General features: G+C 59.1%; 22 protein-coding genes and 2 pseudogenes. 17 read left to right on the plus strand and 7 right to left on the minus strand.

The features are described 5' to 3' along the window. Window positions 1-4 precede the first annotated feature (4 nt). From C5P05_RS31750 to C5P05_RS31765, 5 genes and pseudogenes are all read left to right on the plus strand, one after another. Entirely contained in the window at window positions 5-505 is a 501-nt protein-coding gene (locus C5P05_RS31750; RefSeq protein WP_114973857.1) for a response regulator, read from the plus strand. A 170-nt stretch (window positions 506-675) separates the two neighbouring features. Then, a pseudogene (locus tag C5P05_RS34855) lies at window positions 676-990 on the plus strand (response regulator); the annotation flags it as partial. 78 nt (window positions 991-1068) lie between these two features. Further along, window positions 1069-1827, plus strand: a pseudogene (locus C5P05_RS34860) (sensor histidine kinase); the annotation flags it as partial. Beyond that, window positions 1824-2273, plus strand: coding sequence for a response regulator (locus C5P05_RS31760; RefSeq protein WP_114973859.1), 450 nt, complete (start codon window positions 1824-1826; stop codon window positions 2271-2273). The pseudogene C5P05_RS34860 and the gene C5P05_RS31760, both read left to right, overlap by 4 nt. Before the next feature lie 4 nt (window positions 2274-2277). After that, on the plus strand, window positions 2278-4086 hold the full coding sequence (locus C5P05_RS31765) for an EAL domain-containing protein (RefSeq protein ID WP_114973860.1): 1809 nt from the start codon (window positions 2278-2280) through the stop codon (window positions 4084-4086). Window positions 4087-4106: 20 nt separating this feature from the next. On the opposite strand, the gene C5P05_RS31770 is transcribed toward C5P05_RS31765, so the two are convergent. After that, entirely contained in the window at window positions 4107-4346 is a 240-nt protein-coding gene (locus tag C5P05_RS31770) for a DUF1653 domain-containing protein (RefSeq protein ID WP_114973861.1), read from the minus strand. A 16-nt stretch (window positions 4347-4362) separates the two neighbouring features. Here C5P05_RS31770 and C5P05_RS31775 point away from each other — a divergent pair, with 16 nt between their 5' ends. After that, window positions 4363-5634, plus strand: a complete 1272-nt coding sequence (locus C5P05_RS31775) for an RsmB/NOP family class I SAM-dependent RNA methyltransferase (RefSeq protein ID WP_114973862.1) — start codon at window positions 4363-4365, stop codon at window positions 5632-5634. A gap of 156 nt (window positions 5635-5790) precedes the next feature. Beyond that, window positions 5791-7005 (plus strand): fatty acid desaturase, encoded by a 1215-nt coding sequence (locus C5P05_RS31780; RefSeq protein WP_114973863.1) that lies wholly within the window; start codon window positions 5791-5793, stop codon window positions 7003-7005. A gap of 72 nt (window positions 7006-7077) precedes the next feature. Here C5P05_RS31780 and rpmG read toward each other — a convergent pair whose 3' ends face one another. The 3 genes from rpmG to trxB form a co-directional block, all read right to left on the minus strand. After that, complete coding sequence (gene rpmG / locus C5P05_RS31785) at window positions 7078-7248, minus strand: 50S ribosomal protein L33 (RefSeq protein ID WP_011465453.1); 171 nt, start codon at window positions 7246-7248, stop codon at window positions 7078-7080. 11 nt (window positions 7249-7259) lie between these two features. Further along, a complete protein-coding gene (gene rpmB / locus C5P05_RS31790; protein ID WP_114973864.1) occupies window positions 7260-7493 on the minus strand; it encodes a 50S ribosomal protein L28 in 234 nt (77 codons plus the stop codon). Window positions 7494-7653: 160 nt separating this feature from the next. Next, window positions 7654-8604 (minus strand): thioredoxin-disulfide reductase, encoded by a 951-nt coding sequence (gene trxB, locus C5P05_RS31795; protein WP_114973865.1) that lies wholly within the window; start codon window positions 8602-8604, stop codon window positions 7654-7656. A 52-nt stretch (window positions 8605-8656) separates the two neighbouring features. On the opposite strand from trxB, the gene C5P05_RS35090 reads away from it, so the two are divergent. Continuing rightward, window positions 8657-10999: a DNA translocase FtsK gene (locus C5P05_RS35090; protein ID WP_114973866.1), complete on the plus strand. Its 2343-nt coding sequence runs from the start codon at window positions 8657-8659 to the stop codon at window positions 10997-10999. A gap of 8 nt (window positions 11000-11007) precedes the next feature. Beyond that, the gene (gene lolA, locus C5P05_RS31805; protein ID WP_114974188.1) at window positions 11008-11649 is read left to right on the plus strand and encodes an outer membrane lipoprotein chaperone LolA; all 642 of its coding nucleotides are present in this window, start codon (window positions 11008-11010) and stop codon (window positions 11647-11649) included. Here the strand turns inward: lolA and C5P05_RS31810 are convergent. Beyond that, window positions 11612-12760 carry a mechanosensitive ion channel family protein gene (locus tag C5P05_RS31810; RefSeq protein ID WP_114973867.1) on the minus strand — a complete coding sequence of 383 codons (1149 nt, stop codon included), beginning with the start codon at window positions 12758-12760 and terminating at the stop codon, window positions 11612-11614. The genes lolA and C5P05_RS31810 overlap by 38 nt on opposite strands. Window positions 12761-13147: 387 nt before the next feature. Beyond that, the gene (locus C5P05_RS31815; RefSeq protein WP_114973868.1) at window positions 13148-13648 is read right to left on the minus strand and encodes a LapA family protein; all 501 of its coding nucleotides are present in this window, start codon (window positions 13646-13648) and stop codon (window positions 13148-13150) included. A gap of 129 nt (window positions 13649-13777) precedes the next feature. Between C5P05_RS31815 and C5P05_RS31820 the strand changes: the two genes are divergently transcribed. The 8 genes from C5P05_RS31820 (at window position 13778) to C5P05_RS31855 (ending at window position 23421) form a co-directional block, all read left to right on the plus strand. Beyond that, a complete protein-coding gene (locus C5P05_RS31820) occupies window positions 13778-15085 on the plus strand; it encodes a replication-associated recombination protein A (RefSeq protein WP_114973869.1) in 1308 nt (435 codons plus the stop codon). Window positions 15086-15313: 228 nt separating this feature from the next. Further along, entirely contained in the window at window positions 15314-16243 is a 930-nt protein-coding gene (locus tag C5P05_RS31825; RefSeq protein ID WP_114973870.1) for a branched-chain amino acid ABC transporter permease, read from the plus strand. 10 nt (window positions 16244-16253) lie between these two features. Then, a complete protein-coding gene (locus C5P05_RS31830; RefSeq protein ID WP_114973871.1) occupies window positions 16254-17339 on the plus strand; it encodes an ABC transporter permease subunit in 1086 nt (361 codons plus the stop codon). 17 nt (window positions 17340-17356) lie between these two features. After that, window positions 17357-18127 carry an ABC transporter ATP-binding protein gene (locus C5P05_RS31835; protein WP_114973872.1) on the plus strand — a complete coding sequence of 257 codons (771 nt, stop codon included), beginning with the start codon at window positions 17357-17359 and terminating at the stop codon, window positions 18125-18127. Window positions 18128-18190: 63 nt separating this feature from the next. Further along, window positions 18191-18907: an ABC transporter ATP-binding protein gene (locus C5P05_RS31840; protein ID WP_114973873.1), complete on the plus strand. Its 717-nt coding sequence runs from the start codon at window positions 18191-18193 to the stop codon at window positions 18905-18907. A gap of 21 nt (window positions 18908-18928) precedes the next feature. Continuing rightward, a complete protein-coding gene (locus C5P05_RS31845) occupies window positions 18929-20941 on the plus strand; it encodes a TonB-dependent receptor plug domain-containing protein (protein ID WP_198674930.1) in 2013 nt (670 codons plus the stop codon). A gap of 16 nt (window positions 20942-20957) precedes the next feature. Further along, window positions 20958-21491 carry a YfiR family protein gene (locus C5P05_RS31850; RefSeq protein ID WP_114973875.1) on the plus strand — a complete coding sequence of 178 codons (534 nt, stop codon included), beginning with the start codon at window positions 20958-20960 and terminating at the stop codon, window positions 21489-21491. Window positions 21492-21495: 4 nt separating this feature from the next. Then, a complete protein-coding gene (locus tag C5P05_RS31855; protein ID WP_114973876.1) occupies window positions 21496-23421 on the plus strand; it encodes a putative bifunctional diguanylate cyclase/phosphodiesterase in 1926 nt (641 codons plus the stop codon). A 96-nt stretch (window positions 23422-23517) separates the two neighbouring features. Here the strand turns inward: C5P05_RS31855 and C5P05_RS31860 are convergent, their stop codons facing one another. Continuing rightward, the gene (locus tag C5P05_RS31860) at window positions 23518-23817 is read right to left on the minus strand and encodes a hypothetical protein (protein ID WP_157979502.1); all 300 of its coding nucleotides are present in this window, start codon (window positions 23815-23817) and stop codon (window positions 23518-23520) included. Window positions 23818-23869 lie beyond the last annotated feature (52 nt).

Consider the following 23869-nt stretch of genomic DNA (forward strand, 5'->3'; position numbering starts at 1 on the left):
CGCCATGTGGATTCCAGGCGCGTATAGTGTTATTTGGGTGAGATTGGCAGATGCCCGAAGACGGGTAGGAGCAGGCCATGAGCGAAGCAACGGGACGGATGGACTGGAAAAGGCGCAAGCCTTGCAGCCGGATCTGATCCTGATGGACCTGGTCATTCCGGGCATGGATGGGCTGGACGCCATGCGCCGCTTGCGTGAACTGCCAACCTTCAAGGACATGCCTATCATCGTGCTTTCGTCCAGCGCTTCTGCCGACGATCAGTATAAAAGCCTGTTGTCCGGTGCGAACGCCTTTGTGGCGAAACCGATCGAGCGTGGCCGTCTCTGCTGGCGCAAATTTCCAATCTGTTTGAGGCCGAAGAGCTGTATCGCTTGGCGCGCCTGGGAAACATGCACGACATTCTGCGCTGGGCAAGCCGTCTGGAAGCGCTTGATGAGCGCCATCGGCCGTTTGCCAATCAGTTGCGTGTCTTGGCCAAGGGATACCAGTCCAAGGCCATCTTGAATCTCGCGAAGCGTTATTTGAAGCGTCAAGAAATACTATGAATGCGCCTGGGCTAATTGCAAATAAGGGGCGCAGTCCTATACTTCTTTTTGACAGAGGTTTGCTTCTTAGGCGGATGCGTTGTGAATACCAGTACCAATTCTGAATCGACAGGGTCCACCGTTCTGATCGTGGATGACACGCCGGTTAACGTGGCCGTACTGGCGGAGCATCTCGTCAGCCATGGGTTTTCAGTAATGGTTGCGCAAGATGGCGAAGAAGGCATTGAACGCGCGCAGTTCGCACCGCCGGATCTGATCCTGCTTGATGTGATGATGCCTGGCATAGGGGGCTTTGAAACTTGTCGGCGATTGAAGTCCCATGAAGTCACGAAAGATATCCCGGTGATCTTCATGACGGCCCTGTCTGGCATCGACGACAAGATAACCGGTTACCAGGTGGGCGGTGTCGATTACGTCACCAAGCCATTTCACACGGAAGAAGTGCTGGCGCGCATCAACACGCATTTGAGTTTGCAGGCCATGCGGCGGCAACTGGTGGCGCAAAACCGGCAGCTGCAACAAGAAATGGCGGAGCGTCAGAAAGCCGAGGTCGTCGTGGCGCAGCGCTCGCAAGAACTGGCGCGCTCGAATGCAGAGCTGGAGCAGATGGCCTATGTGGCGTCGCATGATCTGCAGGAGCCCTTGCGCATGGTGACCAGCTATCTCCAACTGCTGGAGCAGCGCTATGGCCGCCAATTGGATGCCGATGCGCATGACTTCATTGAATTCGCCGTTGACGGCGCCAAGCGCATGCAGGCCTTGATCGACGACTTGCTGAGCTACTCGCGGGTCGGCACCAAGGCCAAGCCCTTGCAGCCGACTGACTGTGAGGCGGTGATGAAAACGGCCTTGCAGTCCCTGCTCATGGCGATGGAGGAAAGCGGCGCGCAAATCCAGTGGGCTGGCTTGCCGAGGGTGCTGGGCGATGCGGCGCAACTGACCCAGTTGTTCCAGAACCTCGTCGCGAATGCCATCAAGTTTCGCGGTGAGGGGGTGCCTCGGATTGACATCCGGACTGAACGGGAGGATGGATTCTGGCGTTTCGAGGTGAGGGACAACGGCATTGGTATTGCGCCGGATTATTTTGAACGGATCTTTGTGATGTTCCAGCGCCTGCACAACCGCAGCAAGTATCCGGGCACGGGCATTGGACTTGCGATTTGCAAGAAAATTGTTGAGCAACACGGCGGACGAATCTGGGTCGAGTCGGCGCCGGGGCAGGGCACTGTATTCAAATTCACCTTGCCGCAGGAAACACATGAAGCAGGAGAGGCCCCATGACGAATGAAATGCGAATTGTTCGCCCGATCGAGATCTTGATGGTGGAAGACAACCCGGGTGACGTGCGGTTGACCCAGGAAGCCTTGAAGGGTGCGAAGGTATCGAACACCTTGCGGGTGGTGGAAGATGGCGCGGCGGCGCTGGATTTTCTGTATCGACGCGGTGACTATGCCGATGCCCCCCGTCCCGACCTGATTTTATTGGACCTGAACCTGCCGAAGAAGAACGGGCGCGAAGTGCTGGAAGTCATCAAGCAGGATGCGCAGCTGAAAACGATACCGGTGGTCATCCTGACCACGTCACAGGCCGAAGAAGACGTCTTGCGCGCCTACAGCCTGCATGCGAACTGTTACATCAGCAAGCCGGTTGATTTCACGCAATTCACCAAGATCGTACGCACTATTGAGGATTTTTGGCTCAGCATCGTGACGCTGCCGCCAAAGTAATGTGATGAACGATGCCCGAATCAGGATCTTGTTGATTGAGGACAATCCGGGTGATGCGCGTTTGATCGAGCGCATGCTGGAGCAGGCGCAAGGGTTTGTGTATGAGTTGACATGGGTCGACAATTTGACCGACGGGATAGTGCACCTTCAGGCCAAGTCGACGGATGTGCTGTTGCTCGATCTGGGTTTGCCGGAAAGTAGTGGGTTGAAGACCTTGCAATTATTGTTGGAACGCGTGCCGGGGGTACCGACCCTGGTCGTGTTGAGTGGCCTGAGTGATGAAAATATTGCCGTTCAAGCGGTGCAGTCCGGTGCGCAGGATTATCTGGTTAAAGGGCATGTCGACACGGCACTGCTGGTGCGCTCGATCCGCTACGCCATCGAGCGCAGCCAGGCCAAACAGGCGCTGCGCCAAGCCAATGACGAGTTGGAGCGTCGGGTGGTGGAGCGCACGGCCGAATTGGCAAACACGATTGTTGCCTTGCATGCCGAAATCGCGGAACGCAAGCAAGCCGAAGAACGAATTCGCTACATGGCGAACCACGACGCACTGACCGGCTTGCCCAATCGTGAGTTGTTGCAGGACCGACTGACCCAGGCGATCGCATTTGCGCATCGAAATCGCGCACAGGTGGCGGTACTCTTCATTGGCCTGGATTATTTCAAGCACATCAACGATTCACTGGGGCACAAGATTGGCGATCGCCTCTTGCAGATGGTCGCGACCCGCTTGCAGGAATGCCTGCGCGAAGGAGACAGCGTCGCCCGTTCCGGCGACGACGTGTACGTGTTGTGTCTTCCCTTGTTGGCCGGTGTTGGCGATGCCGCTATCGTGGCGCAACAAGCGCTGGACGCCTTGAACCGAACTTTTCTGGTGGACGGGAATGAATTGCATGCGAGCGCCAGCATCGGCATCAGTCTTTACCCTGACGATGGCGCCGATGTCGAAGCCTTGATGCGCGCTGCCGATACTGCGATGAATCATGCCAAGGAACACGAGCGTGGACGCTACCATTTCTTTACGCAAGCACTCAACCGGGCCGCGCAACAGCGCCTGGCGCTGGAGAACAAATTTCGGCAGGCGTTGGCGAAAAGCGAATTCGTGTTGCACTATCAGCCGCAGGTGGATATGGCAAACGGCACCATATTTTCATGCGAAGCTTTGCTGCGCTGGCGGCAACAGGGCGCGGCGCCGATTTCGTGTCCGGACTTCATTTCGATTGCCGAAGAGTCTGGCTTGATCCTGCCACTCGGCGAGTGGCTCTTGCGCGAGGCGTGTCGTCAGCTTAAGCAATGGCAGGATGCCGGCCACCCTGAACTGCGCATCGCGGTCAATTTGTCAGCACGCCAGTTTTACCAGCCGCACTTTCACGACATGGTCGTCGCGATTCTCAAGGAAACCGGGTTGGCCGCGACCAGCCTTGAACTGGAAATTACGGAAAGCCTTCTGCTGCAGCATAGCGATGATGTTGTTGACATACTGAATCGGCTAAGCCGGATGGGTGTACAACTGACCGTGGATGACTTCGGAACCGGCTATTCCAGTCTGGCGTACTTGCAGCGTTTTCCAGTGCATGCGCTCAAAATCGACCAGTCGTTTGTGCGCAAGATAGGCCATGATCGCAATGCCACCGCGCTGGTCACCGCGATCATTGCCATGGCCAACAGCCTGGACCTGAACGTATTGGCAGAAGGCGTGGAAACGAAACAGCAAGCTGACTTCCTGCTGTCCCATGGCTGCCAGATCGCGCAAGGCTTCTATTACAGCGAAGCGATACCGGCAGATTCCTTCATCAGATTGTTGAAAAGGTAGGTGCGAACCACTCGCAAGCGCTAGTCGCAGAGCCAGGTGAATCGGGGCTGACGCACCCCGTCAATCACCACCTCTTCCTTGAACATGGCCGCCGGGCGGACCCAAAGTCCCTGCTCACCATAAAGGGCGCGGTAAAGCGTCATCGGTTCCAGCGTTTCACTATGGCGCGCCGTCGCGATCACTTCATAGCGCAGACCCTTGTAATGGCGGTACTGGCCCTTGCGGGTCGGGGTCAATGGGGGAAGTTTTTCGTCAATCATGGGACAATCGTAGGCTATGCATCCAAAAGCCCTGCTTGACGTCTGTTCTGAACTCGTCCGCCTCACTCTCAAATTTGACCACCCCACCGACGCCATTGTCTCGAAATTTTTCCGTGACAACAGGGGTCTCGGGCCACGCGAACGCGCTACGTTGTCCGGGACGGTTTACACCGTTCTGCGCAAGAAACTGCTGTTTGATCACTATGCGCCGTCCGGCAGTGGCCCCAAAGAGCGGCGCCTGGCGATTCTGGGGTTTTACGGCCCCGGCGATTTTCTGCGCAGCGCCTTGACCGAGCAGGAAACCAACTGGATCGACCAGTGCGAAAAAATCAATGTGGCCGATTTGATGGAGCGCCACCGCCACAACCTGCCCGAGTGGCTGGTGCAGCCGCTGAAAGACCAGTTGGGGGATGAATTCTGGCAGCTGGCCGAGAGCCTGAATCAAGGCGCTGGGCTGGATTTACGCGTGAATGCCCTCAACGCCAAACGCACCGACGTGCAAAAAGAGCTGGCCCAGCTGGGTATCAAGGCCGTGCCCACGCCGTACTCACCCTGGGGCCTGCGCATTGCAGGCAAGCCGACCCTGAACAAGCTGGACGCGTTTACCCGCGGTGCTTTTGAGGTGCAGGACGAAGGCTCGCAATTGCTGGCCATGTTGCTTGACGCCAAGCGCGGCGAGATGGTGGTGGATTTTTGTGCCGGCGCCGGCGGCAAGACCCTGGCCATTGGTGCTGGCATGCGCAGCACCGGTCGTCTGTACGCGTTTGATACCTCGCCCCATCGCCTGGATGCGCTCAAGCCGCGCCTGGCCCGCAGCGGTTTGTCCAATGTGCATCCGGCCGCCATCGCTCATGAGCGCGACGAACGCGTCAAGCGCCTGTCCGGCAAGATTGACCGGGTTCTGGTGGACGCGCCTTGCTCTGGGCTGGGGACGCTGCGGCGTAACCCCGACCTGAAATGGCGGCAAACCCTGGCACTGGTCGAACAAATGGCCGTGACACAAACCGCCATTCTGCAAAGTGCCGCGCGACTGTTGAAACCCGGTGGGCGGCTGGTGTACGCCACCTGCAGCACGATGATCCAGGAAAACGAGGCCATTGCGCGGGCCTTTAGCGAAGCCAACCCGGAATTTACTGCCCTGGATGTAGGTGAAGTCCTTACAGACTTGAAGGTTGAAAATGCGGAAAAACTGTGTAGCGGTGGCGAAAATGGCCAGCGTTACCTGCGTTTATGGCCACATCGGCACCAGACAGATGGTTTTTTTGCGGCCGTCTGGCAGAAAAATTAACTATTCTGCTGACTTCAGCCGGCTTTGATCGCTTATTCCGGTCTTTGTCATCACACATCCAGTTTTCCCCTGTAGGCATTAAAATCAACCCGTGACAGGCCATGCATGAGCCGGTGCTGATAAATATCAAAATTCTTGTTGAGAGACTATACAAACATGTTGTTACCTGATTGGGCTGCCTTGAACGTGGCCTTGGAGTGGTTGGCGTACGGGTTTCTGCATTTGGCTTGGTGGCAAATCGCGTTGTTTACGCTGGCTGTGACGCATGTCACCATGATCAGTGTGACAGTATTTTTGCACCGGCATCAAGCGCACCGCGCGCTGGACTTGCACCCCATTGCCTCCCATTTTTTCCGGTTCTGGCTCTGGCTGACCACGGGCCAGGTCACCAAAGAGTGGACCGCCATTCACCGCAAGCACCATGCGAAATGCGAGCAGGCGGAAGACCCGCACAGCCCGCATGTGTATGGCATCAAAACCGTGTTGTTACAGGGCGCCGAGTTGTACCGTGCCGAGTCCAAAAACAAGGAAACCATGCTTCGCTATGGTCACGGCACGCCCAGTGACTGGCTGGAACGCAATCTGTACACCCGCTTTTCGTGGCAGGGCGTGGGCCTGATGCTAATCATCGATCTGGCCCTGTTCGGTGCGGCCGGCTTAGCGGTGTGGGCTGTACAGATGGCCTGGACCCCCATCATGGCGGCTGGCATCATCAATGGCGCCGCGCACTATTGGGGCTATCGCAACTTCGAGGCGCCCGATGCCAGCACCAATATTTCACCGTGGGGCATCCTCATTGCCGGTGAAGAGTTGCATAACAATCATCACACCTATCCCACCTCCGCCAAGCTGTCAGTCAAACCCTACGAGTTTGACATCGGCTGGATGTACATCTGCCTGATGCAAAGTGTTGGCTTGGCGACCGTCAAGAAGACCCCGCCCAAACTGGCCTTTGGTCATGTGCGCCCAGTGGCGGATGAGAAGACCCTGGAAGCGCTGATTTCCAATCGTTACGAAATCATGGCGAGTTACGCGAAAGACATGCGTCGTGCCTTCAAGGACGAACTCGACGCCATGAAATTGCGCAGCGCAGATGCCGGCGTCATCAAGGCCGCTCAGCGCTGGATGCACCGGGATACCGAGCGGGTGCCGGCAGCCGCTATTTCCCAATTGGTTCTGGCCCGTGCCGCATCGCCTGTGCTGGACAAAATGGTGATCATGCGCGAGGAATTGCGCCAGCTTTGGCTCAACCGTTCGCATACCCGTGAACAGCTGGCCGCTGACCTGCAGGCGTGGTGTCACCGTGCCGAGGCCAGTGGCATTGCGGCCTTGCACGCGTTTTCCCTGCGGCTGCGGGCGGCGCAAGCCTGATTTGAGCTTCTGGCCTTTGGCCACAAAAAAGCCCGCATGAAGCGGGCTTTTTTGTGGGAAAACAAACCTGAATTACTTCAGCTTCATTTCCTTGTAATCCACATGCTTGCGAGCTTTTGGATCAAATTTCTTGATCAGCATCTTCTCGGGCATGGTTTTCTTGTTCTTGCTGGTGGTGTAGAAGTGACCGGTGCCAGCTGTAGATTCCAGCTTGATTTTTTCGCGTCCGCCTTTAGTTGCCATGGTGCTGCTCCTTATGCCTGACCACGTGCGCGCAAGTCTGCGAGCACAACATCAATACCGTTTTTGTCGATCAAACGCAGACCTGCGTTGGAAATTCGCAAGCGAATCCAACGGTTTTCAGTCTCGACCCAGAAACGGCGGTATTGCAGGTTCGGCAGGAACCGGCGCTTGGTTTTGTTGTTGGCGTGGGAAACTTTGTTCCCAACCATCGGGCCTTTGCCCGTGACTTCACATACGCGTGCCATTTGGACACTCCAGAAGACGTGAACTTCATCAGTTCACTCGTTAACAGCTTTCGCCGCACCTCGCCACATCGTGATGTGGCGGTAAAGAGATTCGCCGGATTGTCTTGCCCCGCATGGAGAGGATTGACGGATTCCGGAAAAGCTTTCGATTATAGCTATTTCAGTCCTGCTCAAGAAAGCGCTGCGCATCCAGGGCTGCCATGCAGCCGGTGCCCGCACTGGTAATGGCCTGGCGGTAGACGTGATCCTGCACGTCGCCGGCGGCAAAAACGCCTGGAACACTCGTCATGGTGGCGAAACCCTTGAGTCCGCCCTGGGTAATGATGTAACCCCCCGCCATTTCCAGCTGACCTTGGAATATCTCGGTGTTGGGCGAATGGCCAATGGCAATAAAGCAGCCTTTGAGCGTCAGGTCTTCCGTGCTGCCGGAGGTGACATGTTTCAGGCGAACACCGGTCACGCCGCTCTGGTCGCCCAGCACTTCGTCGAGGGTACAGAATGTTTTGAGTTCAATCTTGCCCGCCGCAACCTTTTCCATCAATTTGTCGATCAGGATGGGCTCGGCCTTGAACTTGTCACGACGGTGCACCAGATAAACCTTGGTCGCTATGTTGGACAGATACAGGGCCTCTTCCACGGCGGTATTGCCGCCGCCCACCACGCAGCAGATCTCGCCGCGGTAGAAAAATCCGTCACAGGTGGCGCAGCCCGAGACACCCCGGCCCATGAAAGCCGTCTCGGATGGCAGTCCCAGGTATTTGGCCGATGCACCGGTGGCGATGACGAGCGAGTCGCAGGTGTATTCGCCACTGTCACCTTTGAGGGTGAAGGGACGCTTGCTGAAATCCACCGCGTTGATATGGTCAAACACGATTTCGGTCTTGAAACGTTCGGCATGTTCCTGAAAGCGCTGCATCAGGTCCGGCCCTTGCACGCCGTGAACGTCGGCCGGCCAGTTGTCCACATCGGTGGTGGTCATCAATTGGCCGCCCTGGGCAATGCCGGTGATCAGCAGGGGGCTGAGATTGGCGCGCGCCGCATAAACGGCTGCGGTGTAGCCTGCAGGCCCAGAGCCCAAAATCAATACCTGTGCATGTCTTGTAGTTGACATTATGTAAGCCTTTTCAGAAAAATTTGATTCGCCGTGTACAGTGCTGGATAGTATGACTTATTCCCTCAATACCTTGAATTCCCCCCGCTCTGCGGGTGTAGCGGCCCGCTCGGGCTGGGTGCGTTTTGCCGACGAAATTGGTCTGCTGGCCGGGTTGGTGCTGTTGATTTTCTGGCTGCTTGCGCTTTTGACTTACTCAACACAAGATGCGGCCTGGTCGACCTCCGGGAGCGGCGGTCCGCTGCTCAATCGGGCTGGGCGCTTGGGCGCCTGGCTGGCCGATGGCAGCTATTTTCTACTGGGGTTTTCTGTCTGGTGGTGTCTGGCGGCGGGCATTCGGGTCTGGCTTTCCGGTCTGGCCCGGTGGTTGCGTGGGCGCGAACTGCTGACGCCGCAGGACGAACCCGCTACGTCGCTGGCGTCAAGGTTTGCGTCGGGTCGGGTGGCATTCTGGTGCGGGCTGGCCCTGCTGCTATGTGCCAGCACAACCCTGGAATGGTCCCGTTTTTACAGTCTGGAAGCGTATCTGCCGGGGTCCGGTGGCGGTATTTTGGGCTATTTGCTGGGGCCTTTGAGTGTCACGTGGCTGGGCTTCGCCGGTGCCGGTCTGGTGGCAATCGCCCTGGGTGTCGTGGGAGCGGCCCTGGTGTTCCGCTTTTCCTGGGGTCGTGTGGCGGAGCGCCTAGGCGCCTGGCTCTATTTCCAGGTTGAATCGCGGCGTGACAAGCGTGAAGTGGCGCAGGATATCGCGATGGGCCAGCAGGCCGCACGCGAGCGCGAAGAGGTGGTGATTGAAGAGCGACAGGACATAGCTGTGCATCACCCCCGACCCATCATGATTGAACCGGTGCTGGCGGCGGTGCCCAAGAGCGATCGGGTGGTCAAGGAGCGGCAAAAACCCCTGTTCAAGGACATGCCTGACAACAAGCTGCCGCAGGTCGATTTGCTGGACGAAGCGCTGTTGCGGCAAGAGACGGTCGCCCCGGAGACGCTGGAGATGACCAGCCGCATGATCGAGAAAAAACTCAAGGACTTCGGTGTGGATGTGCGTGTGGTGCTGGCCCAGCCCGGGCCGGTGATCACGCGCTATGAGATCGAACCGGCCACTGGCGTCAAGGGGTCGCAAATCGTAGGCCTGGCCAAGGATCTGGCGCGATCCCTGAGTCTGGTCTCGATTCGCGTGGTGGAGACCATTCCGGGAAAAAACTACATGGCGCTGGAGCTGCCCAATGCCAAACGCCAGTCCATCAAGTTGTCCGAGATTCTGGGCTCATCTGTTTACCATGAAGCCAAGTCCATGCTCACCATGGGACTGGGGAAAGACATCATCGGCAACCCGGTGGTGGTCGATCTGGCCAAGATGCCCCATGTGCTGGTGGCGGGTACCACCGGTTCGGGCAAATCGGTGGGAATCAACGCCATGATTTTGAGCCTGCTGTACAAGGCCGAGGCGCGCGATGTGCGCCTGCTGATGATTGATCCCAAGATGCTGGAAATGTCGGTATACGAGGGCATTCCGCATTTGCTGGCGCCGGTGGTGACCGACATGAAGCAGGCGGCTTACGGCCTGACCTGGTGCGTCAATGAGATGGAACGCCGTTACAAGCTGCTGAGCAAGCTGGGGGTGCGTAATCTCGCTGGTTACAACGTCAAGATTGACGAGGCCAAGGCGCGTGGCGAACATATTGGCAATCCCTTCAGCCTGACACCCGAGCAACCCGAGCCGCTGGAGCGCCTGCCGCACATCGTGGTGGTGATCGACGAGTTGGCCGATTTGATGATGGTCATCGGCAAGAAGATTGAAGAGCTGATTGCCCGCCTGGCGCAGAAGGCGCGTGCAGCCGGTATTCACCTGATCTTGGCGACTCAGCGCCCGAGCGTGGACGTGATCACAGGCCTGATCAAGGCCAATATTCCGACCCGCATTTCATTCAAGGTCAGCAGCAAGATCGACAGCCGCACCATCCTCGACCAGATGGGGGCCGAGGCCCTGCTGGGCCTGGGTGACATGCTCTACATGCCCGGCAGCGGCTTGCCAACCCGTGTGCACGGCGCCTTTGTCAGCGACGAAGAGGTGCACCGCGTGGTCAGCTACCTCAAGTCCCAGGGCGAGCCCAACTATATTGAGGGCGTGCTGGAAGGCGGTACCGATGACAGTGTGGGTGATTTGATGGGCGAGGGCGGCAGCAGCGGTGAGAAAGACCCGATGTACGACCAGGCGGTGGAGGTGGTCTTGAAAAACCGCAAGGCCAGCATCTCGCTGGTGCAACGCCACTTGAAGATCGGCTACAACCGCGCCGCACGCTTGGTGGAAGACATGGAAAAAGCCGGCCTGGTGAGCTCCATGAGCAGCAGCGGGCAGCGTGAAATATTGGTGCCTACACGGGCGGAGTGAATATGATGATGAAACGAATTGCTATTGTTTGCGTAGCTGCTTACGCAGGATGGGCGGGGGCTGGAGGCTTGGAAAGCCTTGAAGTCTTTGTGAAGACGGTGAAGACCGGCCGCGCCGACTTCACCCAGGTGGTCACCGCGCCCGCCAAGGACGGACAGGCGCCTCGCGTCAAAACCTCGAACGGCACCTTCGAATTTTCCCGGCCCAGTCGTTTCAAGTTCATCTACAAGAAGCCGTTTGAGCAAAGCATCGTGGCTGACGGCCAGACTTTGTGGCTGTATGACGCGGACCTGAACCAGGTCACGGCAAGCAAACAGTCGAAAGTGCTGGGGTCAACGCCCGCTGCCCTGATCGCCGCCGCGCCCGACCTGCGCGCCCTGCAGGCCGACTTCACGCTGGCCGATGCGCCTGATCAGGACGGCTTGCAATGGGTGGCTGCCACGCCGAAATCCAAAGAAGGTCAGTTGCAGACGGTTCGTGTCGGATTTCGCGCGGGCGAGAAAAGCGCCGAGCTGGCGGCACTGGAAATCCTTGACAGTTTTGGCCAGCGCTCGCTGCTGAGCTTCAGCAAGGTCGAGGTCAACCCGCGCCTGTCCGCCGATACCTTCCAGTTCAAGACGCCGGCTGGAGCGGACGTGATTCGCCAGTAGAGCCGCGACCGGGCGCAATTCGGGTTGCGGGCTTGTCGGATGGCGCTGGACGTTCGGCCAGTTGCAGTCCACTCGCAATGTGCAGGGTGTGGGTCGGAAAGGCGAATTGGATGCCACGCGCGCCAAACTCGCGCACGAGTTGCAGGTTGATGGCCTGCTGGACATCCATATACAGGTTGAAGTCGGGCTGCAGCATGTAATAGACCGCCTCGAAGTCGAGCGAGGAGGGGCCGAAACCCTTGAAGTGCGCGCGGTCAAAACGGGTGCCTTCATGGGATTTGATCGCCTCCTGAATCAGGCCGGGAATGCTTTCGAGTTGCTCCACTGCGGTGTCGTAAGTGACACCTATGGCAAAAACGGCGCGCCGCTCCTGCATGCGCTTGTAATTGCGGATGCGGCTCTTGAGCAGGTCGTTGTTGGAGAAGATGATCTGCTCGCCACCCAGACTGCGCACGCGCGTGGTCTTGAGACCCACATGCTCGATGCTGCCCATGTGCTCGTCCACGATGATGAAATCGCCAATGACAAAGGGCTTGTCGATGGCGATCGACAGCGAGGCGAACAGGTCACCGAGGATGTTTTGCGCCGCGAGCGCGACGGCAATGCCTCCGATGCCCAGGCTGGCGACCAGCGCCGTGACGTTCAGGCCCATGTTGTCGAGGATGAGCAGCGCGACCAGCGCCCACAGCGCCACGCGCCCCAGAAAGGACAGCAGCGACAAGGTCATCGCACGGGCCCCGGCGTCGACATCCTCGCCCTGCGCGAACTTATGGTTCAACCAGAAAACGAGGCCACGATTGGCCCAGAAACCGGACTGCAGAATGAGCAAGCCGATGAAGGCCCGGTCAACGAATTTCTCCAAGGCTGCGGGCAGTGTCAGGAAGTGCGTCGCGACATAGAGGCCGACGGCCGCCGCAAGCAGAATGCGCGTGGCCGACAGGACATCGACAAAGAAGCCGTAGACCACCGTATCCGTGGTCCTGGAAGCGCGCGCCAAGCGGTGCAGGACCAAGCGCCGCAGCGTGTGGAGCATGATCATGAACGCGGTGGCCGCGAGCAGGGCGAAGGCCCAGTCCTGGGGGCTGTTGTTGGCAATGAGCTGGCGAAACATGGTTGTCCGTGGGTCGTGTCGGGCAGGTCGTCCTGGCCCGTCGGGGTTTGGGTGGGCGCTGGCGGGAAGCCGTTTAACGGCCCCAGCGATTTGGTTCCTGTTGACGCAGCGGTGAGGCGGTCAATCAGGCAGGCGTGGGTGGTGTGGCTAAGACTACAGGTCTGGATGTCGGGGGCAAAGGGTGTCGGCTTTCCACATCCATTCCAAGACACACCCCATTTTATTTAAAGTTTACGTTTGTGCAAATATTATTTGTACGAATGTAATTTAAGGATTGCTAACCATAGCGCCATCGGAAGGGCGGCCGGTGGCGGCCATTTTTTTGCAATCCCAGATGTTGGCGCTCACCGGCGCGATGCTGGTTGCGCACCCGGGCGCAGCGCGATGTCAGGTCGGCGGCTGGGTGCCAGGTCTGAAGCCCGCATTTTCGAGTCGGTCTTCCAGCTCACCCAGGCAGGCGCTGAGCGTGTTTTCCGATTGTTCCATCGCCAGGCGAAGTCCCTGATCGAGGGCATCCAGCCGGGTCAACACGACCGCTCTCGATTCCGCATCCAGGGTTGCCAGGCGCTTCAGCTCCCCGTCCAGGAAGCCGTGCAGTTCGGTGAAACGCGATGCCTCCGCCTTGTCCGCCAGCCCTCGATTGGCCTGCAACTCACGCGCGTAACGCCGAGTTTCGAGAAGCATGGAGGCCTGCAAGTAGACCAAAAACACGAGAAACACCGCGCTCATAAAGATGATCATGCCCAGCATGACCAATCCCAATGGCGCCTGAATTTCGGCAACGCCCAGGGATAGGGTTGTCGTTGCCATGAACGCGCCCCAGTTGAGCGCAGCGAACGCGGCAATGGCGACCAGGACCAGAAGCAAGAGTAGCGTGCGAATTTTCATTTTGAGAGGCCCTTTTCATGAATTTCCCGGATAAGGTAAATTCAATGTCAGAAGTGGCTGATTACAACAGACATGAGTCCAGTCAGCGGGGGCTGGGCGTGGCGTGACGAATTCGTTGATTGACTATTTATGACTGTATCTTCTCGCGCCCAGGCGCCGACTCTCGTGAACCCGCCCCTGGCCGAGCGCCTGCGACCCCAGTCGCTGGGTGAGGTCATTGGCCAGCAGCAACTGCTGGGCGAGGGCATGGCACTGCGCATTGCGTTCGAATCCGGCCAGCCGCACAGCTGCATTCTGTGGGGACCACCGGGCACCGGCAAAACCACCATCGCGCGGCTGATGGCCCATGCGTTTGAAGCGCAGTTCATCACCATCAGCGCGGTGCTGGGCGGCGTCAAGGATATTCGCGAGGCGGTGGAACAGGCGCAGATTGCGCTGGGGCAGGGCCGGCGCACGATTGTGTTTGTTGACGAGGTGCACCGCTTCAACAAAAGCCAGCAGGACGCCTTTTTGCCGCATGTCGAGAGCGGATTGTTCACTTTTATCGGCGCCACCACCGAGAACCCCTCGTTCGAAGTCAACTCCGCCTTGCTGTCACGCGCGGCGGTGTATGTGCTGCAACCGCTGGCGCCCGAGGATCTTGAACGAATTGTGGCCCGAGCCCGCGACATTGGTGCGGTACCAGCTATTGAAAAGATAGCGATTGAGCGTTTGATCGCCTATGCGGATGGTGACGCCCGGCGCTTGCTGAATACGTTGGAAACGCTGGCCGTGGCCGCCACGCAGGAAAAGCTGACGGAGATCACCGACGTCTGGCTGCTCAAGGTACTGGGCGAGCGCATGCGTCGCTATGACAAGGGTGGCGAGCAGTTTTACGACACCATCAGTGCGCTGCACAAATCCGTGCGCGGCTCCGACCCCGATGCCGCCCTGTATTGGTTCGTGCGCATGCTCGATGGCGGTGCCGACCCACGCTATCTGGCGCGCCGCCTGATCCGCATGGCCAGTGAAGACATCGGGCTGGCGGACCCACGGGCCTTGCGCCTGGCGCTGGATGCGTCCGAGGTCTACGAGCGCTTGGGCACGCCTGAAGGCGAGCTGGCGCTGGCCGAGTGCGTGGTGTATCTGGCCGTGGCGGCTAAATCGAATGCGATTTACAAAGCCTTCAATGAAGCTAAAGCCTTCGTCAAACAAGACGGCACGCGCCCAGTGCCGATGCACTTGCGCAACGCACCCACCAAGTTGATGAAAGAGCTGGACTACGGCAAGGGCTATCGCTACGCGCACGACGAAGCAGGTGGCTTTGCGGCGGGGGAGCGCTACCTGCCCGATGGCATGGCATCACCCGGTTTTTACCGTCCGGTCGAGCGTGGGCTTGAGATCAGGATTGCGGATAAGCTGCGCACGCTTAAAAAGCTGAACAATCACGGTGGCTGATGCCCGTTAACTCTTGCTGATAGTGGCCGCGCGCAAGGGTAAACCCCGTCCGAGGCCGGGCCAGCATCCGGTGTGCCGTCGCTACAATCTCGTCCACCCATCCGCCAGTGTCGCCCCGAGCGCTGCCCTGGCAGGTTTATTGCTACAGAAATGGTAGAGCTCACAAGGCCGCACCGCTTGTCATCAAATCGCTGATTTCCAAGCGCCGGCCAAAAATCGGAGAAGTTTATGGATACTTTCATACAGCAGATCATCAATGGTCTGGTGTTGGGCAGCATGTATGCCCTGGTAGCGCTGGGCTACACCATGGTGTACGGCATCATCGGCCTGATCAACTTTGCCCACGGCGAGGTCTTGATGGTCGGAGCCTTGACCAGCTGGACCATCATCGGTCTGATGCAGGAGTCCATGCCGGGCACGCCGGGCTGGCTGATTCTCCTGATTGCCTTGCTCATTGCCTGTGTGGTATCGGCAACGCTGAACTTTGTGATTGAAAAAGTGGCTTATCGGCCGCTGCGCAACAGTCCCAAGCTGGCGCCGCTGATCACCGCCATCGGCATGTCGATCCTGCTGCAGACGCTGGCCATGATCATCTGGAAGCCCAACTACAAGCCCTATCCCACCTTGCTGGCGCGCACACCGATCGAGATCGGCGGCGCCGTGATCACGCCGACCCAGGTGCTGATCCTGGCCATGACCGCCGTGTCGCTGGCGGTGCTGATGTATGTGGTGAACTACACCAAGCTGGGTCGCGCCATGCGTGCCACCGCCGAAAACCCTCGCGTGGCCGCGCTGATGGGCGTCAAGCCCGACGTGGTGATTTCGGCCACCTTCATCATCGGCGCCATATTGGCGGCCATTGCCGGCGTGATGTGGGCCTCCAACTATGGCACGGTGCAGCACACCATGGGCTTTCTGCCAGGACTCAAGGCCTTTACGGCCGCGGTGTTCGGCGGCATCGGCAACCTCGGCGGCGCCGTGGTCGGCGGCATCCTGCTGGGCCTGATTGAGTCGCTCGGCGCAGGTTATATCGGCACCCTGACCGGTGGCGTGCTGGGCAGCCACTACTCCGATATTTTTGCATTCATTGTCTTGATCTTCGTGCTGACGCTGCGCCCCTCGGGCCTGCTGGGTGAGCGCGTGGCAGATCGTGCCTGAGGAGAACGTTATGAAACAGCAACAAAAAATCATTCTCTTTCTGGTGACCGCTGCAGCGCTGCTGGTTCTGCCGCTGATTCTGCAGAGCTTTGGCAATGCCTGGGTGCGCATCGCCGACATGGCGCTGCTCTATGTGCTGCTGGCCCTGGGGCTCAATATTGTGGTCGGCTATGCCGGTCTGCTGGATCTGGGCTATGTCGCCTTCTTTGCCATTGGCGCCTATATGTATGGGCTGCTGGCCTCGCCGCATCTGAGCGACACATTTCCGGCCATTGCGGCCATGTTCCCGGACGGCTTGCATGCTCCCTTGTGGATTGTGATTCCGGCGGCCGCCGGCCTGGCCGGCTTCTTTGGCATCTTGCTGGGGGCTCCGACCTTGCGTTTGCGTGGCGATTACCTCGCCATCGTCACCCTAGGCTTTGGTGAAATCATCCGCGTGTTCCTGAACAACCTGGACCACCCGGTCAACATCACCAACGGCCCCAAGGGCTTGAACCAGATTGATTCCCTGAGCTTCTTCGGACTGAACCTGGGCAAAAGAATCGACGTTTTCGGCTTTGAGTTGGCCTCGGTGTCACTGTATTACTACATGTTTTTGGCCCTGGTGTTGTTCAGCATTTTGATCTCGCACCGGCTGCAGCTGTCCCGGGTCGGTCGCGCCTGGATGGCGATCCGCGAAGACGAAATTGCCGCCAAGGCCATGGGCATCAACACCCGTAATCTGAAACTGCTGGCCTTCGGCATGGGCGCCACCTTTGGCGGCGTGTCGGGCGCCATGTTCGCCTCCTTTCAGGGCTTCATTTCGCCCGAGTCCTTCAGTTTGATGGAGTCGGTGATGATTGTGGCCATGGTGGTGCTGGGCGGCATTGGCCATTTGCCCGGCGTCGTTCTGGGCGCAGTGCTGTTGTCGGCCCTGCCTGAGGTGTTGCGCTACGTGGCCGGCCCCTTGCAGGCCATGACCGACGGGCGGCTGGATTCGGCCATTCTGCGCCAGCTGCTGATTGCGCTGGCCATGATCACCATCATGCTGATCCGCCCGCGCGGCCTGTGGCCTTCACCCGATCACGGCAAATCGCTGCAGAACGGCAAATCCTGAACCCTGCTGGAACGAACATGACAGACACAGTACTTAACGTCGCCGGCGTTTCCAAGCGTTTTGGTGGCCTGCAGGCCCTGAGCGATGTCGGCATCAACATCAAGCGTGGCCAGGTCTATGGCCTGATCGGGCCCAATGGCGCCGGCAAAACCACGTTCTTCAATGTGTTGACCGGCCTCTACACGCCTGACAGCGGCAGCTTCGCGCTGGCCGGCAAGACCTACCAGCCCACGGCGGTGCATGAAGTGGCCAAAGCCGGCATTGCGCGCACCTTCCAGAACATTCGCCTGTTTTCCGAGATGACGGCGCTGGAGAACGTCATGGTGGGGCGCCATATCCGCACCCGATCTGGCTTGTTGGGCGCGATTTTTCGCACCCCCGGTTTCAAGGCCGAAGAGGCCGCCATTGCCCAGCGTGCGCATGAGCTGCTCGACTATGTGGGCATTGGGCGGTTGGCCGACTACAAGGCCCGCACCTTGAGCTATGGCGACCAGCGCCGTCTTGAAATTGCCCGCGCGCTGGCGACCGATCCGCAGCTGATCGCACTGGATGAGCCCGCCGCCGGCATGAACGCCACCGAAAAGGTCTTGTTGCGTGAGTTGATCGACAAAATCCGCAATGACAACCGCACCATTTTGCTCATCGAGCACGATGTCAAGCTGGTGATGGGCCTGTGCGACCGCGTCACGGTGCTCGACTATGGCAAGCAGATCGCCGAAGGCACGCCGGCCGATGTGCAGAAAAACGAAAAAGTAATCGAAGCCTATCTGGGCACCAGCGGTCACTAAACAGTTGAGGACAGGGCTTGCCACACCTGGTGTGGCGGGCTTGTGTCCCGCAAGGAAATAACGATGACAAACATTCTTCTCAAAGTGACCGGTCTCAAAGTCGCGTACGGCGGCATCCAGGCCGTCAAGGGCGTTGACTTTGAAGTGCACGAAGGCGAACTGGTCTCGCTGATCGGCTCCAACGGGGCCGGCAAAACCACCACCATGAAGGCCATCACCGGCTCCCTGCCGATCAAGGACGGCGACATCGAGTACCTGGGCAAAAGCATCCGCGGCCAGGGCCCGTGGGACCTGGTAAAACAGGGCCTGGCCATGGTGCCGGAAGGGCGCGGCGTGTTCACGCGCATGACGATTGTCGAGAACCTGCAGATGGGCGCCTACATCCGTGACGACAAGGCCGACATCCTGGCCGACATCGACAAGGTGTTCACCATCTTCCCGCGCCTCAAGGAGCGCCGCGACCAGCTGGCCGGCACCATGTCGGGCGGCGAGCAGCAAATGCTGGCCATGGGCCGTGCCCTGATGAGCCGGCCCAAGGTGCTGCTGCTGGACGAGCCCTCGATGGGCCTGTCGCCCATCATGGTCGACAAGATCTTCGAAGTGGTGCGCGATGTCTACGCGCAGGGCGTGACGGTGCTGCTGGTGGAGCAAAACGCCAGTCGCGCATTGGCGATTGCCGACCGGGGCTACGTGATGGAGTCGGGCATCGTCACGATGTCGGGCGACGCCAAGGAAATGCTTAACGACCCCAAGGTGCGCGCCGCTTATCTGGGCGAGTAGTCCAAGATGCGGCGCAGCGCCATGGCTTCACGAGAAGTGCCTGGGCGCTTGTCTTGGGTTCATTTGCGGATCAAGTGTTCGTGCGCGCTGATCATGCTGTGTTTCAGTGCGTCGGCCAGAGCGGGCGTACCGCTGGTTGATGCCAGCGAACTGGTGCAGATGTCGCTCGACGATCTGCTCCGGGTCGAGGTGCAGAGCGCCTCGCGCTATGCCCAGCCGCTGGCGGATTCGCCAGCGTCGGTGACCGTGATAGACCAGGAGGAGTTGCGTCGGCAGAGTTACCGCAATCTTGCGGAGGCGCTGTCCAGCATGCCTGGCGTCTATGTCAGCAACGATCGCAACTACAGTTATCTCGGGGTGCGTGGCTTCAATCGTCCTGGTGATTACAACTCCCGAATACTCTTGCTGACCGATGGCGCGCGGCGTAATGATCCACTTTACGATCAGGCGCACATCGGCAACGAGTCGCCGATTGAGATCGATTGGGTCAAGCGGCTGGAGTTTGTGTCCGGACCGGCGTCGGCAGTCTATGGCGCCAATGCGCTGTTCGGCATTGCCAATGCCGTGATGCTCGATGGGGGCGACGTCAATGGCACGCGCTTGAGTGTTGACGCGGGTAGCGGGCGCAGTCGCCGTCTCGGTCTGGTTGCCGGTCAGCGCGTTGACAGCGAGCACGATTGGTTTGTCGGCCTTGCCGCCTATGACGCGCGTGGCCGTGATCTCTATTTCGGCGAGTTCGACGACGGCACCCACGACGGCTGGGCGCGTGGCCTCGATGGCGAGCAATACCAGAAAGCCTACGGCAAGCTACGCTTGGGGAACTGGCGCCTCACCGCCAACCTGAGTTCGCGCGACAAGAATCTGCCGAACGCACCGTTTCAGACCGCCTTTGGCGAGCCCGGCACGCGCACGCTCGATCAGCATGCGCTCATCGAGCTGGCTTATGACAGCCTGCTGGCCAATGACTGGCAGCAGCAGTTTCGGCTCTTCAGCGGCGCTTATCGCTACGACGGCGACTACCGCTATGCCGGTTCGCTCGACAACCGCGACCAGGGCCGCGCCAACTGGGTGGGCAGCGATTACCGCTTGACCGTGACCACGCTGCCGGCGCACAAGCTGGTGCTCGGCATTGAGACGCAGTGGAATACGCAACTGGCACAGCGAAATTTTGACCTGTCCCCCGCCACCACTTATCTTGACAGCCATCGGCCTTCGCAGACCTACGGTGTTTTTCTGCAGGACGAATGGCGCTTGTCGGCGCAGTGGTTGTTGAATCTTGGTTGGCGCTACGACAAGCACAGTGATTTTTCGGCGATCGCTTCGCCGCGTGCCGCCCTGATCTATCAGCCGACCCAAGACCTGACGCTGAAGGCCATGGCCGGCAGTGCGTATCGGGCACCGAATGCTTATGAGCGCTTTTACGACGATGGCGGAGTGTTGCAAAAAGCGAATCCTGCCCTGCTGCCGGAACGTATCCGCAGCACCGAACTGGCCGCTGATTTTCGCCTGGGCCAAGGGGGGCGTTTCGGCGTCAGCGTGTATAGCAATAAGATGCGCGACATGATCGATCAAGTGCTTGATCCGGCCGATGGCCTGTCTGTATTCAGCAATCAGTCCGAGGTGCAGGCGAGAGGTATCGAACTCAATGCCGAAAAACGCTGGACGAACGGCTACCGGCTGCGCGGTAGCATTTCCAGGCAGCGGTCACGCATGGCTGATGGCAGCGAACTTGGAAACTCGCCACATCTGCTCGGCAAACTAATATTTGGCCTGCCACTGACGGCTGGCTGGTCGGCTGCGGGAGAATGGCAAGGCATGTCCGACCGGCGATCGCTGACGGCTCGCGTGCCCGGCTTTGGCGTGCTCAATCTGGCCCTGACTTCGGCGCGCCTGGCCGGCATGGGTGAGTTCACCCTGGGGCTCTATAACCTCGGCAACCGTCGGTATTCTGACCCCACGTCGTCGGCATTTGCGCAGGATGCGTTGATCCAGGACGGGCGGCAACTCCGACTGCGCTGGACCCTCTCGCTGTGAAGGCGCGCCCGTGCTGATGTCAGCTTTCGCCACGTGGCGAAAGTTTTTTGCGCTGGGCTTGCTGGTGATAGCCCCGTTGGCGCTGGCCCAGCGACAGGCGCCCGAGCCGGAACTGAAGGCAGCCATTCTCGCCAACATGCTGCTATTTGTGGACTGGCCAGCCCAAGGAGCGCAGGCGCCAAACCGGTTGACCGTGTGCTATCTGGATGCGGGGCCGGTGGCCGCCGCGCTTTCGCAGCTCGATGGCAAAGTGTTCAAAGGCAAGCCGCTTCACGTGGTCCGTGTGGAGGCCGCCACGATCAGCGGATGCCATGCCCTCTACGTGTCGCCCTTGGATGCCGCAAGTTTGCCACTCGTGGTCCCCAACTTGCGAGCCAGCGGCATCCTGCTGGTAGGCGATTCACCGGGGTATCTGCAACGCGGCGTGATGCTCAATCTGGAGATCGACGCGGGTCGTGTTGCCTTCGATATCGACCTGCGTTCGATACGCCACGCCGGCCTGTCGGTCAGCTCCAAAGTACTTCGTCTGGCGCGACAAGTGGTAGAGTGAAAAAATGAACGCGAACACCCAGAAAGAGCGTATCGGGCGTTCCAATCGCTTGAGCCTGCTGTCGACCGGCCTGGCTTTGCTGATCGCGTTCATTCTGCTGATGGTGCATCAGTACGTGGTCAGTCGCTCCTTGATGGTTGAAGTGTTGCATACCGAGGCGGCGATTATTGGTGCCAACAGCACGGCGGCGCTGGTTTTCAATGACACAAAAGCGGCGCAGGAAATCATTGGCACCGTGCGCCTGAGTCCGCGGATCACGGGTGGGGCCTTGTATCGGGCGGATGGCAATCAGCTGGCTTCGGCTTCTGATGGACGATGGAACTTCCCCTCGAGTCTGATGTCCGCTGGCGATCAGGATGCGCAGAAGCTTATTGAGGTGCCGAATTCGACGGCCTACGGGATATTCGGCGGGGTCTTGCGGCAGGACATTCACGTCGAGGACGCCAAGGTTGGAACCTTGTTGCTTCATGTGAGCTTTTCCTCGCTGTACTGGCGCATGCTCGAATACGCACTTGGCGTGTTGGGGATTGCGACCGTGGCCTTGACGCTGGCCTATCGCCTGACCAGTGGATTGCGCCGCCGCATGGTGCGGGCGGAGGAGAAGCTGGAACAACTGGCTTTCTACGACCCGGTAACCGGCCTGCCCAACCGGCGTTTGTTTGAACGCGAGTTACGTTTGGCCGTGGCGCGCGTTGCGCGCGAGCGCGTGGGGGCGGCGTTGCTGTTCATCGACGTTGATGATTTCAAGAAGGTGAATGACGCATTGGGGCATGCAGCGGGTGACCAGGTGCTCAAAATGATTGGTGAACGCATGACCGCGGCGCTGCGTTCGGGCGATGTGGTGGCTCGCCTTGGTGGAGATGAGTTCGCGGCCATTCTCTTCGGCATCGGGGATGCAGAGAACGCGGCCAGGGTGGCGGGCTTGATGATCGAGAGCATCGCCATGCCGTTTCCGACCCAACCGACCTCAAGCCATGTCGGCCTGAGCATGGGTGTGCTTTTGTTGCCGGCCGATGACAACGATCCCGCGGTGTTGCTGCGACGCGCCGACATGGCCATGTATGTGGCCAAGACCCATGGCAAGAACAGTTTCCATTTTTTCTCCGAGGCCATCGATGCCCGGGTGCGCAGCGACCTGGCGCTTGAAGCCGGCCTGCGCCAGGCTCTGCAGGAAGGTGGACGCGGTCTGTGGATGGCCTATCAGCCACAGCTCTGCGCCCAAACGCGGCAATTGGTAGGAGTTGAAGCCTTGGTACGCTGGCAGCGTGAGGATGGACGACAGACATCGCCTGGCGAGTTCATACCGGTGGCCGAGCAGACCGGACTGATCACCGAGCTTGGCGACTGGGTACTGAACCAGGTATGCCGGGATCTGGCGACCTTGCGCGCCAGCGGTGTCGAGTTGCCCAAGGTTTCGGTCAACGTTTCGCCCCGCCAGTTGTTGCGCGGTAGCAGCGTGGTCGAGCGCTTTTGCGCAACACTTGACCGCTTTGGTGAGCCTGTCAACCGGTTTGAATTTGAGTTGACGGAAAGCGCACTGATGGAAGAAGGCGGATCGGTTGTGCTCGATGCCTTCCACGCCGCAGGCCTTTCCATTTCAATCGACGATTTCGGTACGGGCTATTCCTCGCTAGGCTATCTCAAACGTTTCCGGGTCAATGAAATCAAGATCGATCAGAGTTTTGTGCGCGACCTTCCCATGGGCAGCGAGAATGCGGCGATTGTTACGGCGGTAATCCAGATGTCGCGTGCCCTGAACCTGAAAGTCGTGGCAGAGGGCGTTGAAACGGAGGCTCAAGCCGAGTTTTTGCGCACTTGCGGTTGTCACATCCTGCAGGGCTTTCTGCTGGGTCGCCCCATGCCGCCTGCCGCACTTGTGGCGTACATAAACGAGCGTCAGTCCGTCGCCATGCACCAAGATATAGCTTGAGGTCGCTTTCTCGCCCGCGTTTCTGGCGGGGTGGCCTGCGCATGAAAAAGCCCGCATAAGCGGGCTTTTTCAAGTCGACGAAATAACAGGATTTTTCTATTTGGCGTCAGTTGCTGGCGCGGCCTGATCTGCCTGTTTCTTCTCGTACGCCTTTGTACGAGGAATCTTTTTTTCGATTTTCTTGCCGGTTCTGGTGATGGCATCAGACGCTTTTTTGGCGCCTTTCTTGGTGGCTGTCACGGCCTTGCCGCCAGCTTTCTTGGTGGCTTTGACGGCCTTCTTGGTGGCATTTTCAGCCCGCTCGACGGGACCCGGTGCGCTTGCCGCGGAATTGGCCGGGGCGGCGGCCTGTGCAAAGGCTGGCACGCTCCAGCTGACAGCGGCCAGGATGGCCATGGCGGACAGCGCACGAACAGTGAATGCAAATGACGTCATGAAAAAGTCCCTT

Source organism: Rhodoferax ferrireducens, assembly GCF_003347515.1.
Taxonomy (GTDB): Bacteria; Pseudomonadota; Gammaproteobacteria; order Burkholderiales; family Burkholderiaceae_C; genus Rhodoferax.

Coding starts and splice junctions, on each gene's coding strand:
- C5P05_RS31775 (WP_114973862.1), top strand. CDS start 4,363: ATGCATCCAAAAGCCCTGCTTGACGTCTGTTCTGAACTCGTCCGCCTC.
- C5P05_RS31770 (WP_114973861.1), bottom strand. CDS start 4,346: ATGATTGACGAAAAACTTCCCCCATTGACCCCGACCCGCAAGGGCCAG.
- C5P05_RS31855 (WP_114973876.1), top strand. CDS start 21,496: ATGAACGCGAACACCCAGAAAGAGCGTATCGGGCGTTCCAATCGCTTG.
- C5P05_RS31815 (WP_114973868.1), bottom strand. CDS start 13,648: ATGAAAATTCGCACGCTACTCTTGCTTCTGGTCCTGGTCGCCATTGCC.
- C5P05_RS31765 (WP_114973860.1), top strand. CDS start 2,278: ATGAACGATGCCCGAATCAGGATCTTGTTGATTGAGGACAATCCGGGT.
- C5P05_RS31820 (WP_114973869.1), top strand. CDS start 13,778: ATGACTGTATCTTCTCGCGCCCAGGCGCCGACTCTCGTGAACCCGCCC.
- trxB (WP_114973865.1), bottom strand. CDS start 8,604: ATGTCAACTACAAGACATGCACAGGTATTGATTTTGGGCTCTGGGCCT.
- C5P05_RS31850 (WP_114973875.1), top strand. CDS start 20,958: ATGTCAGCTTTCGCCACGTGGCGAAAGTTTTTTGCGCTGGGCTTGCTG.
- C5P05_RS31860 (WP_157979502.1), bottom strand. CDS start 23,817: ATGGCCATCCTGGCCGCTGTCAGCTGGAGCGTGCCAGCCTTTGCACAG.
- C5P05_RS31780 (WP_114973863.1), top strand. CDS start 5,791: ATGTTGTTACCTGATTGGGCTGCCTTGAACGTGGCCTTGGAGTGGTTG.
- lolA (WP_114974188.1), top strand. CDS start 11,008: ATGAAACGAATTGCTATTGTTTGCGTAGCTGCTTACGCAGGATGGGCG.
- C5P05_RS31810 (WP_114973867.1), bottom strand. CDS start 12,760: ATGTTTCGCCAGCTCATTGCCAACAACAGCCCCCAGGACTGGGCCTTC.
- C5P05_RS35090 (WP_114973866.1), top strand. CDS start 8,657: ATGACTTATTCCCTCAATACCTTGAATTCCCCCCGCTCTGCGGGTGTA.
- C5P05_RS31830 (WP_114973871.1), top strand. CDS start 16,254: ATGAAACAGCAACAAAAAATCATTCTCTTTCTGGTGACCGCTGCAGCG.
- C5P05_RS31840 (WP_114973873.1), top strand. CDS start 18,191: ATGACAAACATTCTTCTCAAAGTGACCGGTCTCAAAGTCGCGTACGGC.
- C5P05_RS31760 (WP_114973859.1), top strand. CDS start 1,824: ATGACGAATGAAATGCGAATTGTTCGCCCGATCGAGATCTTGATGGTG.
- rpmB (WP_114973864.1), bottom strand. CDS start 7,493: ATGGCACGCGTATGTGAAGTCACGGGCAAAGGCCCGATGGTTGGGAAC.
- C5P05_RS31825 (WP_114973870.1), top strand. CDS start 15,314: ATGGATACTTTCATACAGCAGATCATCAATGGTCTGGTGTTGGGCAGC.
- C5P05_RS31835 (WP_114973872.1), top strand. CDS start 17,357: ATGACAGACACAGTACTTAACGTCGCCGGCGTTTCCAAGCGTTTTGGT.
- C5P05_RS31750 (WP_114973857.1), top strand. CDS start 5: ATGTGGATTCCAGGCGCGTATAGTGTTATTTGGGTGAGATTGGCAGAT.
- C5P05_RS31845 (WP_198674930.1), top strand. CDS start 18,929: ATGGCTTCACGAGAAGTGCCTGGGCGCTTGTCTTGGGTTCATTTGCGG.
- rpmG (WP_011465453.1), bottom strand. CDS start 7,248: ATGGCAACTAAAGGCGGACGCGAAAAAATCAAGCTGGAATCTACAGCT.